Origin of the sequence: Bremerella cremea, from assembly GCF_003335505.1 — a bacterium.
GTDB lineage: Bacteria > Planctomycetota > Planctomycetia > Pirellulales > Pirellulaceae > Bremerella > Bremerella cremea_A.
This window is the reverse complement of sequence record NZ_QPEX01000024.1, coordinates 198,283-209,963: the sequence shown is the minus strand read 5'-3', so window position 1 is coordinate 209,963 and position 11,681 is coordinate 198,283. Positions and strand designations below refer to the sequence as shown.

Sequence of the window (11,681 nt, the reverse complement as noted above, 5' to 3'; positions counted from 1 at the left end):
GCTAAGAATGCTGGAAACTATTGATATCTACGCATGCTATCGACGAATTTCAGGGCTTTTGCCGGTCGCCCAAATCGATAAGCAGGACGGTCTTCAATAAGCAATTCCAGACGTTTAAGTATATTGTGCCCCATCCAAACATTCCACCGCCAATCTGCCTTTCCGTCAAGCAATTTGCAGAGCAGTGGCCCCTCTTAAGGGGTGTTTTGTTGCTTGGATAGGCTGCGACGCTAGGCCTGCTTTTTGTCCGCGATCACGTCGTCGACGATGTCTTCCAGGGTGAATTTGGGGGTAAAGTCGATGCACTGGCTTAGCTTCGTTAAGTCAGGCACACGGCGGAGGATATCTTCAAAATTCGCGCTGTAAGCTTCTTCGTACGTTTGAAACTGGACCTCAAGACCTGGGTTGGCCTTACTGATCACCATTTGGGCCAGTTCTAGGATGGTCACCGGACGATTGCTTCCGATGTTGAAGACCTGACCGAGGGCGGCATCGGTTCGCATGAGCTTGATAACCGCTTCGACCACATCGGCCACGTGGGCAAAGCAGCGGATTTGGCTGCCATCGTGATGAACCAGCGGCGACTTGCCGGCCAGGGCGGCGTCGACAAAGCGGGGAAGGACCATGCCATAGGCACCCGTCTGACGGGGGCCTACCACATTGAAGAAGCGTCCGATGACGATGGGGGTCTTATTTTGATGCCAATACGCCAAGGCCAGGAACTCGTCGATCGCTTTCGAGGCACCGTAAGCCCAGCGTGGGCGAGTGGTTGAGCCAAAAACGAGATCATCCTCTTCGGTCCAAGTCGCCTTCGGGTTTTTGCCGTATACCTCGGAAGTACTGGCCAAGAACAGCCGCACGTTATGGCCTTCGGCGTTACGGCGCTGCACCTCTGCCAGGAGCAGCTCGGTGGGGTAGATATTGCGTTCGATGGTCTGAATCGGTTCCTGATTGATCAGGGCGACCCCGACGGCGGCGGCCAAGTGGTAAACCTCGTCAGCCTCGTTGACCAAGTCACGCACAAGGTCTCGATCACTCACCGTACCATGAATGAAACGGAAGTTCGGATCGGAGAGCAGCGGCTCGATGTTCTTTTGGGTGCCGGTCGACTCGTCATCGACCACAATGACCTGATTGCCGGTCTTCAGCAATGCTTCCGAGAGATGCGAGCCGATAAACCCGGCCCCGCCGGTGATCAGAGATGTTGCCATGGCAAGTACTTGTTTTGCTCAGGAACCCGCGAGGAGCGATCCTTCACGGAAGTGGATTCGTAGTGATTAGGCGAACAACGGGCTTTGCCTAAGAATGTCCGGTTTTGCGCGACAGCTAGTCATCCTAACGGATGTTGGCCCTGCATATCGGTCATCGTCTCTATCATGATCGACAATGCGGATAAATCTGCGGCAAAGTCCTTTCCGACACGAAAAAATAGCTCTAGAAAAGGATTCTCAAGGCAGAATAATGAAACTTCGTGGTATTTCCGTCACAATAAGATAGACGCATGCCGTTTGGCCGCATTCCTTTTTGCGGCTGTCCACGCTGAATTCGATGGGTGCTTTCCGCTGAACTATTGAACGAGGAACGTTGCTTGATGCAGTCTCTCTATTCCAGTCCTCTCCGACTCTGGCGAAAAAGCGAGCGAGAGAGAATGGTGGTATCTCGGTCAGCGTCCTTCTTTCCTTGGCTGCCGGCCATTTTTCTCCTGATTTTCGTCGGATCGGCAACAGCTCAGGAGTCGTCGCGCGAGGCAGCTCTCTTCTTTTCAGACGTGGTCAACTATCAAAACGCAGGCGAGTTCGATTTGGCTGCGGACGAATGGAAGAAGTTTATCGAGAAGTTTCCCCGCGACCCTCTCGCCGCCAAAGCCCAGAACTACTTGGCCGTCTGCCAATTGCAGCTCAAAAAGTTTGTCGATGCGACGACCAACTTCGAAACCGTTCTCAAAAAGTATCCCGATGCCGACTTTCGCGAAGAGGCCATGCTCAATCTGGCATCCGCCAACTATGCCTGGGCTCAAAGTGGCAACACGGCCAAGTATGGAGAAGCAGCGCAGCGATTTACGACGTTGCTGAAAGAGTATCCGCAAACCAAGTATGCCGACCAAGCTTATTACTTCCTGGCCGAGTCGTTGTACATGAACGGACAGCAGGAAGCCGCGATTGGCGTGTACGAACAGTTGGCCAACAAATATCCGCAAAGCCCCTTGGCCTCGGATGCGATCTACGCCAAAGGAGTGACACAAGAGGAACTGAAGAAATACGCAGAAGCTCAGCAGACGTTCGATCAGTTTCTGGCCAAGTACGCTGATAATCCCCTGGCGACGGAAGTTGCCATGCGGAAAGGAGAGACGCTGCTGCAGCAAAATCAACTGGAGGCGGCAGAAAAGTTGTTTCAGCAAGCGGCCGGTAAGCCTGGTTTTGAACTCGCCGATCATGCGATTTACCGGCTCGCCTTTTGTGCTTTGCAGCGCGACAATCTGGTTCAGGCCGGCAACGCGTATGCTCGGATTCCGCGAGAGTACCCCAAGTCGAGCTACGCCCCAGAAGCCACGATGCTGGCCGGACGATGCTACTACCGGGCCGGCAAGCTAAACGATGCCGCCAACTGGTTGGTTTCTGCCGGTCGCCAAGGAGGCCCCTACGAAGTGGAAGCCGGGCATTGGCTAGCGCGGGTTTACTTGCAGCAGGGGAAACCGCAAGAGGCCGAAGCGTTGGTCAAAGCGATCCTGCCCAAAGCACAAGGCAGCGAGTTCCTGGCTGCCTTGAAAATGGACTTAGCCGACGCCGTTTACGAGCAGCCCAACCGTCGACAGGAAGCGATTGGACTTTACCAGCGCATTGTCAAAGAGCACGCCGATACGCCTGAAGCTCCTCAGGCCCTCTACAACGCGGCATTTGCTGCGCTCGAAACCCGCGATTTCGCCCGGGCTTCTTCCCTGGCCGACGAGTTCGCTCAGAAGTACCCACAGGACGAAGCGAAGCTAGATGCCATGTACGTGGGGGCAGAAGCCAAATTGCAAACCGATAAGTTCGCTGAGGCAGAGCAATCGCTGCAGACCTTGTTGGCCGAAGGCAAAGATCGCCCCGAGTCGGCACGCTGGCAATTGCGATTGGCCCTTTCCCAGTACCTGCAAAACAAATACGCCGAGGTAGAAAAGACGGTGGGCAAGTTACTGGTGAACTTGAAAGACCCAGATCTACTAGCCCAGGCCAACTACTTGTTAGGGGCCAGTGCGTTTCAGTTGAACCAGTTCGAGAAAGCCCAGCAGGCCCTCGAAGCTTCTGTAAAGGCCTCGAAAACATGGCCACAAGCCGACGAGGCTCGCTTGATGCTTGCACGCACGCTGAGCCAACGTGGCCAGGTCGCGCAGGCCATTGAAGAGGCACGCGGTATTGTTTCCGCTTATCCTGCCAGTCAGATTCTCGATCAGGTGCAATTTCGTCTAGGTGAGTTTTTATTTGCTGCCAATCAATTCAGCGAGTCGGCGAACGCCTACCAGCAAGTGCTGGTGAATTCGCCTCAGTCAACGTTCGTGCCGCATGCGTTGTACGGACAAGCTTGGGCTTATTTAAAGCTGCCGGATGCCGCCAAGGCAGACCTGGCGTTTTCGCGGTTGATCGGTCAGTTTGGCCAGCACGAACTGGCGATCGATGCGTATACCGGTCGGGCGATCGCGCGGCGGGAGATGGGTAAATATCCTGAGGCGATCCAAGATTTGAATTTCGTAATTGCTAAGAGCAACAATCCAACGCAGAAATTGGAAGCCGAATATCTCAAGGGAGTCAGCCTGGTCGACAGTAAGAACCCTGCCGAGGCAGAAAAGGTTTTTGCTGCCCTGCATCAGCAGAACCCCGGTTTCGTCAGCGATGACAAAGTCTTGTACGAATTGGCTTGGACACAGAGGTCGCAAGGAAAAGACGACAAGGCGGCAACCACGTTCCAAAGCTTAGCCCAGACGCACCCTGAAAGTGGCTTGGCGGCAGAAGCGATGTACCACGTGGGGGAATCGATGTATGCCAAGGAAGACTTCGCCAACGCAGAAACGTGGTACGCTAAAGCAGCCGCTCAGGCCAAAAGTGAGGAGATCGGCGAAAAGGCGATCTACAAACAAGCTTGGTCCTTATATCAGCAAGACAAAACGCAAGCCGCTTTAAAAGACTTTGGCGAGCAGATTACCAAGTACCCCAACGGACCACTCGCCTCCGATGCTGTGTTCATGCAGGGAGAGTGTTTCTTTAAAGAGAAGCAGTTCGATAAGGCCCTCGAATCGTATCGACGCGCCGATTTCAATCGTCTCTCAAGCGACGAAATGCGTTCGCTGTTGTGGCTGCATGCCGGGCAAGCGGCCAGCCAGCAGAAACAGTGGGACGAGGCAAAGAAATGGTACACTCAATTGATCGAACAGGTACCCAGTTCTCCTTTGGTTGGCGAAACCTATTACGAACTTGGCTGGGCTAACTATAACCAGCAGAACACGCCAGAGGCGATTCGTTATTTCGACCAAGCGGCGGACGAATCGCGTGGCCTGGCTGGGGCTCGGGCTCGCTTTATGCTTGGTGAAATCTATTTCGAGCAAAAGAAGTACGACGAGGCTATCGGCCAGTTTAAACGAGTCGTCTATGGCTATGGTGGCGAAGATTCGTTAGAGAGTGTGAAGCCATGGCAAGCGAAGTGTGCCTATGAGATTGGCCGCTGCAGCGAAGTACAGATTCGAGGTGCCGATGCGGCGAAGCGAACGGAGTTCATCGCCGAAGCCAAAAAGTTTTATCAGCTGGTGGGCGAACGTTATCCCGATTCACCGGAAGCGAAACTCGCTCAGACTCGGCTGGATGCTTTGGCTCAACTTTAACGCAAGATGCTTAAGAAACGATCTTCGCCATGAATGATATCGACCAACTTGGTTATCAACGCTACCTGCGAAGCTGGGGCGTGGTATATGGAGTGCTGTTGCTATGCCTCGCAATTAACGCACCGCTGTGGGGCCAGACTGAAGAACCGGCGCCAGGTCAGCCGGTGGAAGAAGAGAAGCCAGCCCTCATCGAGCAGCGGCTTAACGATAAGGAATCGCTCACGCTAGTAAGTCTTGTGCTGCGGGGTGGCCAGATGATGATTCCCCTGGGAGTCATCTCGGTGATTGTGGTAGCGTTGACGTTAGAGCGGTGGTTTGCTCTTCGTAAGTCGCGGATCATTCCTTACCGGTTACGCCGCGAGTTGTCGCAACTTCGTTTGAGTGAAAAGGGGCTCGACCCCCGCGAAGCCTACAAGCTTTGCAAACAGTATCCTTCGGCGTTGGCCAACGTGGTGAAAGCAATGCTCCTGCGAATTGGTCGCCCCCAGTCGGAAGTCGAGCACGCCGTGGCGGAAGCGACCGAGCGAGAAGCGGACCGATTGTACAGCAACGTCCGTTGGATCTCGTTGATGGGGAGCGTGGCCCCGCTTCTCGGACTGATGGGAACCGTGTGGGGGATCATCTGGACGTTTTACAAAACCACGCAACTAGAGATCGGTGCCGACCGAGCCGATCAACTAGCGGGTGGTATTTTTGTGGCCTTGGTGACAACATTGGGCGGGCTGGTAATCGCCATCCCGGCGATGATTGTGGCGCAGTATTTTGAAAGCCGAATTATATCGCTCTTCCATGAGATGGATGAGATTTTGTTCGACTTGATTCCTGGGTTTGAACACTACGAAGGGAAAGTGCGTGCCAAGCATCGGACGTATGAAAACCCTTCGACAACCTCGTTCACCACGATGGTTCCTCCTAGCAAGCCTGGCCGAGATGCGGCGATCGACGGCCCGTGATGCTTGGTCTTGCCCTAAGGGGCGTAACCCGCTGACGACGAAGTCCTTACTAACCCACACAGCAAGCAGACAACCCATTGGCAGTCAAGTTTAAGAAAAGTCGCGCCCAGTCGATGCTCGATATCACCCCGTTGATCGACATCGTCTTCCTCCTGTTGATCTTCTTCGTTGTGATGACTCGCTTCGACGAAGAAGATTACAAGCTTGACGTCGTGTTACCAACGGCCAGCGAAGCCAAACCGTTGATTTCACAGCCGCGCGAGTTGTTCATCAACATTGATTTGGATGGAAGTTTCTTCGTGCGTGGTCAGCAATATACGATCGACGAAATCGACCAACTGCTATTGCAAACGGCTGCCGACAATCCGGAGAGCACAATCATTATTCGGGCCGACAAAGACAGCAAGCTTGAATTCAGTGTGCAAGTGATGAATGCCTGCAACAAGGCGAAGCTGAGTAACTATTCGATCAGCACGGCCGCGATCGAGCCAGCCCCGTAGCAACCGCTTCCCTTTTTTGAAGGAGCCTAGCTGATAGCGATGGCCCACGACCAGAGAACCGACGACGAAACGCCTTCTTTTTCTCCTCCGGAAAAAGCATGGCCGGTGTACGTCGCGTTCACTCTGTTCATGCTCTATTTCGGAGCGGCCAGCTATTTGCTTTTCGATTGGAACCACGAATTGTGGTACTTCGACGCCAAGGTTTATGTTGGCTTCGCGGTGGTGGCTTGGCTGGTCGGTATGGCCATGATTCCACTGTTGGACATAAGCAGTGTTCGCCGTGGAATCCAGCTTTCGCTCGTCTTAAGTTTGATGGTGCATCTCAGCCTATTCATCGGCATTGTCGCGATTCATGTCGGAGACATTGCCGATTCGTCGCTCAACCAAAATCAAGAGAAAACACCCCGGCGTCGCCAAACGATCGTGCCCGATTACAGCCCTGCCCAGATCAGCGAAGACCGTGAAGCAGTGCGAGAGTATGAACAACCGGTCGAGACCCGCGAAGCCGAAGCGGAAGTCGACCCGCTTGAACAAGAAAAGCTTGAACACGATCAGCCTGAGATGAACCGGAATGAGGTTGCCGAGAAGCTGCCGCGCGAGATCGAGCCAGAGGAAATCAACAAGAAAGAGCAAGAGACGCAGCCGCCGCAAGAGACCACGCTCGATCAACTCCCCTCGCAGTTAGCCAAGCAAATGCGAGAGATCGAGCGTCAGGCTCAGCAAGCTCAGCAGATTGAAGTGCAGCGGCAAGAGGAACTTCCTCCGGAGATAGCGGCTGCCCAAGCGGAAGCTCAACGGGCTGCCCAGGCATTAGAGATGCAGCGACAAGCAGCACGCGTGCAAGAGGCCATCCAGCGAGCGACCGAAATGGAACGCCGTGAGACAGCGCAGAATCTACCCGAACTTTCCGCTGCGGCCGCTAACCAGGTAGAGCGTCAGCGATTGAATAACGAGAACCCTGCCAGTACGCAAGCCGAAGCCGCTGCGGTTCAGCAGTGGGCTCCACAACAAGTTCAAGCCCAAGCTCAGACCGCTCAGCTGGCGCGGCAACAGTCACCGCAGCCAGCCAGTCAGCCACATACCGATGTCGCGCCAGCTACGAGCTCGGCGATGGCCAACAGCATGGCATTAAATCGCAACTCTGCAAACGTCAGCCAACCCCGTTTGCCGTCCTCTGCGCCTCGGGAGCTTGGCCGAAACGCTTCGGCGAATAACTTTCCTACCATCAACACGAACGTCGCAGATAACTTTCCTCGTCCGCTTGCCGGGGAATCTCGCAGCGCTCAACTGCGGCCTGCCACTGGAAGTGTTGCTCGCCAAGAAGTGGGCGGAGACGGGGTTGCCGCAAACGCCGTAAATCCTGGCCAGCTGTGGGCCAGACCTGCGACTGCCGGTCCGTCGGCGCAGATGGTCGAGCAGCATGGAGCCACACGCGGGACAGCTTCTCGGGAGGCGGGGATTGCGACGAGCGAACTGAGCAATCCGTCGCTGGGACGTAGCCCGGCGACCGGTTCGCAGGCCATGGTGGGCCCCGGCGTGAAGATCGAGTTTCAGGGACCAACCGGCGCCGGCCCAGCCGCTGCCGGTGGTTTGGCTGATGGTCAGTTTTCAGCGCCTTCGATGAATATTGGTCGTACGGCAGGAAATGGAGTCGAACAGTTCGGTGGTGGGCAAGTTGGTGGCGGCAATATTGGCGCCCCAGGCATGAACCTAGGGTCCGGTTTCGCTTCAGCACCTCCCGCAACGACAAGGCGAGGCGACAGTGGGCCTTCGCTACAAGAGGTGGCTGCTGGATCCGTAGGCCTGTCTAGTAGTCGTACGCCAGGGCGAAGTCCGGTAGTGGGAATTACGGCAGAGGCCGCCGGTACAGGGGAAAGCGGGGCTGCGATTCGCCCAAATGGGGCAGATACGGCGGGCGTTCCACATGGGATCGATTTGGTACCTGAACTACGCCGACGCAGCTTGGACACCGGCACCATGCCCTCGGCTCGACCAGGCGCCGGAGACTTGGCAGGCACTCCGCCGGGGACAGCCCCACAGCCCGGTTTTATTGGTCGGCGGCGGATGGCCGATGTTCCGCAGATTGGCGCCGGCGTGGCCAACTTACCGGTACGTTCGCCTGGACGACAAGGCCCATTATTGAGTACCCAGGCAGCCGTTCCGACAGAAGCGTTCAGTCGCCGTGCGATGCGGAAAGGGGGCGGAGCAGGGGAGGGAACGATCCGCCCAAGTCGCGAAACGGAAGAAGCAATCGAGCGAGGATTAGCGTTCCTCGCGCGGCATCAGTCCTCGGATGGACGTTGGAGCCTGCGAGGTTTCGCGGCCGTACATCCTGAGAATTATCCGATTTACGAACAAGAGCTTGACTCTCCCTACGCACTCAATTCCGACACGGCGGCAACCGGTTTGGCACTGTTGGCGTTCTTGGGGGCTGGCTACGATCATCTGAACGACAAATACCAACAGGAAGTCAACGATGGCATCCAATTCCTGCTGAAGCATCAGAAGCCGACCGGTGATCTTTACATCGAGATGGATGAAAAGTCGAACGCCAGTTGCCGCTTGTACAGCCACGCGATTGCGGCGTTAGCACTCAGCGAGGCTTACGGCATGACTCAGGATGAAAAACTGCGTGAGCCTGCTCAGCGATCACTCGATTTTATTGAACTGGCCCAAGATCCTAACTTGGGAGGCTGGCGATATACGCCGCGTAATGGATCCGATACGTCGGTTACCGGCTGGATGACTTTAGCACTTAAAAGCGGCCAACTAGCGGGACTGCGAGTCGATCCTAAGACATTCGATGGCATACGGCGTTGGCTTCGTTCGGCAGAGTCACGTTTGGCAGGCCGCGCCGTCTATGTTTACAACCCTTATGCCCCAGATACCGATGCCCAGCGCAAAGGGCGTTTGCCGAGCCAAACCATGACGGCGGTCGGAGCTTTGATTCAGCTTTACACGGGGAATCGTCGCGATAGTCGAGTCTTACAAGATAGTGCGGACTATCTGAAAGCTAACCTGCCGCAATTAGGAACACGCCAGCAGCCGCTCCGCGATACGTATTATTGGTATTACGCCACGCAAGTGATGTTTCACATGCGGGGCGAATACTGGGAGGCGTGGGATAACAACCTGCACGTCATGCTAGAGCAAACGCAGGAACGCGAAGGGCCTGCGGCAGGAAGCTGGGACCCAAATGGGAGCATTCCAGATCGCTGGGCACCCTTCGCCGGACGCATTTACGTCACGACGATGAACCTGCTCTCGCTGGAGGTCTATCACCGCCACTTGCCGATTTATGACGATGTTGGTCGGTAGCGGTTCGCAGACTGTTGAGCTTGGCTACGGCTATTCGTGGGGAGGGACATGATCGATCAAGCCGATGAGCTTGTTGCGTCCCTTTTCAAAGAAGTACAGCTTGTTTTCACGAGCCAACCAGCCAACTGCTTGAAGGACCAAATCCTTCTTCTCGCCAATTTCTTTGGTGAGCTTGGTGATGGTGGCAGGGCCTTCGGTGGAAAGATATCCCCATACTTGGCCAGAGCATTCGCCGATCTTCTGCATGGTTTCTTCGTGCAGATCCGTGGATGTCGCCATCGCGAGTCACTCCTCTCCGTTGAGAATCGTCGTTGGATGATCCGCCATCACACGGGATTATAAAGGACAACGATGTCCCCTTGCCAGTCTTCTGCTTTGGTCCCTAGGACGGGCGTTTACTGGCGAATCAGATCGTGGGTTATGGCGTTAAAGACCGGGTCCAGTTCTTCGAATTCGCGATCCTCGCCCTGATACAAGATCACGCAAGGACGTACTCCCAACATTAGGGCGCGGATTTTGGCTTGGACGAGAAAATCGAGGCAGTAAAAGCTGAGATCGCAGCCAATCAGATCGTTCCCTTCAATGGTCTGCTCAGCCTCTACGGACTCAAAGTCGGTATATTCCTCACTAAGCGCATCGCGAACCGCGTCGACCAAGGCTTCGAGCTCTGTCCCCGGTTCATAGATCATCAGCGACCAGAATGCTTCGGTGGGGCTATGAACCGAGACACTGCGAGGCCAAGCGTTGGTTTGATCTTCGGTAATTCGCCAGTTCTCTGGGTACGAGAACTTGACGCCTAAATTGTCGTACGTGGCAACCACGGCGGCCTTCGATGCGTAAAAGAGAGCAAAGTGGAATCGAGCACAATTCCTCGTATTTTAACGGGTTTAGCCTCTTTGCCTATCGCCGGTTAAGTGGGTGTGCCGAGCCTGATATAGGCTGGAAGTGGCCAGTTTGGTAGTCTCTCTCGCTTGGCTACCCCTAGCGAACGGAATCGCCCGGTTTTTTATGGCCAGAATGTTATTGACTCGTTTCGCGAATCATCGCGCATTATGCGCAAGCGGCTTCACGCTTGTTGCGATGCTAGCGTGCGCTAGCGGATGCAGTACGTTCAGTCAGGCACAAGCCTCTCACGAGCGGGTGATTCAGGCCCGACAGTTGACGCAGCGCGGGGTTCAGGCCATGCACCGCAACGACTGGGATAACGCCACCAAATACCTCGCCGAAGCCAAAGAACACAGCCCTTACGATGTCCAAGCTCGGATGCACTATGCCGAGACTTTGTGGAAGACCGGCCAGCGGAAGGAAGCCATTCAAGAGCTGGAAGAGATCCTGCAGTTGGCCAACGACGACCCCGCGATCCACACGCGACTGGGACGGATGTATCTTGATTTTGGTGAACCAACCCAAGCCCATCTAGCGGCGAATCGCGCTATCGAATGCGATCCTAAGTTCGCCGAGGCCTGGAAATTACAGGGAGACTTGGCTTTATTGCGCAACGACCTTGCTTCGGCCAAGCTATCCTTTATCCGGGCAGCCAATAATGTAGAAACAATGGACCGTGAGGTGCAAATTCGCCTTGCTTCGACTTATCGTCGGCTAGGTCAACCTAGTCAATCGTTGGCTTGTATTTCTCAGGTACATCAAACCGAGTTCGGGCAAAGATTGCCAGCGGAAGTCGGAATCGAACAGGCGTTGGCTTATCGCGATATGGGAAGAAACCTGGAAGCAGCCGATTGCCTGGCGGAACTGGCCGATGCCAACGAACTGTCAGAGGAATTGCTTTATGCTTGGGCCGAGTGCGAAGTCGCCGCCGGTCGCCTAGCCCGGGCCGAATTCGCCGCCAACTCGGTCTTACAGGTCAATCCGCAACATGGGCCTGCGTTGCAACTTGTGGGACGTTTGCCAGCTTACCGCCAGCAAGCCGAGCAGGCATGGCGACGCTAAATACTTCTCTACTTGGTAGTTTGTAGGGGTTGTGGCGATTGTCGTGAATACTGCTAACGGCACGGCATTTTCGAGATGTTTCGGTTGCTGGCCGGGTTTGACTTGGCCAGCACA

8 protein-coding genes are annotated in these 11,681 nt (G+C 55.2%); 5 read left to right on the top strand and 3 right to left on the bottom strand.

What is annotated here, in order from left to right; all coding sequences use genetic code 11:
- Window positions 1–230: 230 nt before the first annotated feature.
- Complete coding sequence (locus DTL42_RS12245) at window positions 231–1,211, bottom strand: NAD-dependent epimerase/dehydratase family protein (RefSeq protein ID WP_114369013.1); 981 nt, start codon at window positions 1,209–1,211, stop codon at window positions 231–233.
- Between the two features lie 437 nt (window positions 1,212–1,648).
- Here DTL42_RS12245 and DTL42_RS12240 point away from each other — a divergent pair, with 437 nt between their 5' ends.
- The 4 genes from DTL42_RS12240 (at window position 1,649) to DTL42_RS12225 (ending at window position 9,620) form a co-directional block, all read left to right on the top strand.
- Window positions 1,649–4,849, top strand: a complete 3,201-nt coding sequence (locus tag DTL42_RS12240; protein WP_158545350.1) for a tetratricopeptide repeat protein — start codon at window positions 1,649–1,651, stop codon at window positions 4,847–4,849.
- Between the two features lie 29 nt (window positions 4,850–4,878).
- Window positions 4,879–5,802, top strand: coding sequence for a MotA/TolQ/ExbB proton channel family protein (locus DTL42_RS12235; RefSeq protein ID WP_114369011.1), 924 nt, complete (start codon window positions 4,879–4,881; stop codon window positions 5,800–5,802).
- Between the two features lie 77 nt (window positions 5,803–5,879).
- Window positions 5,880–6,302: an ExbD/TolR family protein gene (locus DTL42_RS12230; protein ID WP_114369010.1), complete on the top strand. Its 423-nt coding sequence runs from the start codon at window positions 5,880–5,882 to the stop codon at window positions 6,300–6,302.
- 39 nt (window positions 6,303–6,341) lie between these two features.
- Complete coding sequence (locus DTL42_RS12225) at window positions 6,342–9,620, top strand: prenyltransferase/squalene oxidase repeat-containing protein (RefSeq protein WP_114369009.1); 3,279 nt, start codon at window positions 6,342–6,344, stop codon at window positions 9,618–9,620.
- 30 nt (window positions 9,621–9,650) lie between these two features.
- On the opposite strand, the gene DTL42_RS12220 is transcribed toward DTL42_RS12225, so the two are convergent.
- Window positions 9,651–9,899: a winged helix-turn-helix domain-containing protein gene (locus DTL42_RS12220; RefSeq protein ID WP_199590126.1), complete on the bottom strand. Its 249-nt coding sequence runs from the start codon at window positions 9,897–9,899 to the stop codon at window positions 9,651–9,653.
- 116 nt (window positions 9,900–10,015) lie between these two features.
- Window positions 10,016–10,441, bottom strand: coding sequence for a hypothetical protein (locus DTL42_RS12215; protein WP_114369008.1), 426 nt, complete (start codon window positions 10,439–10,441; stop codon window positions 10,016–10,018).
- 259 nt (window positions 10,442–10,700) lie between these two features.
- Between DTL42_RS12215 and DTL42_RS12210 the strand changes: the two genes are divergently transcribed.
- Window positions 10,701–11,567 (top strand): tetratricopeptide repeat protein, encoded by an 867-nt coding sequence (locus DTL42_RS12210; protein ID WP_158545349.1) that lies wholly within the window; start codon window positions 10,701–10,703, stop codon window positions 11,565–11,567.
- The last annotated feature ends 114 nt before the right edge of the window (window positions 11,568–11,681 follow it).

Coding starts and splice junctions, on each gene's coding strand:
- DTL42_RS12245 (WP_114369013.1), bottom strand. CDS start 1,211: ATGGCAACATCTCTGATCACCGGCGGGGCCGGGTTTATCGGCTCGCAT.
- DTL42_RS12240 (WP_158545350.1), top strand. CDS start 1,649: ATGGTGGTATCTCGGTCAGCGTCCTTCTTTCCTTGGCTGCCGGCCATT.
- DTL42_RS12210 (WP_158545349.1), top strand. CDS start 10,701: ATGCTAGCGTGCGCTAGCGGATGCAGTACGTTCAGTCAGGCACAAGCC.
- DTL42_RS12225 (WP_114369009.1), top strand. CDS start 6,342: ATGGCCCACGACCAGAGAACCGACGACGAAACGCCTTCTTTTTCTCCT.
- DTL42_RS12235 (WP_114369011.1), top strand. CDS start 4,879: ATGAATGATATCGACCAACTTGGTTATCAACGCTACCTGCGAAGCTGG.
- DTL42_RS12220 (WP_199590126.1), bottom strand. CDS start 9,899: ATGGCGACATCCACGGATCTGCACGAAGAAACCATGCAGAAGATCGGC.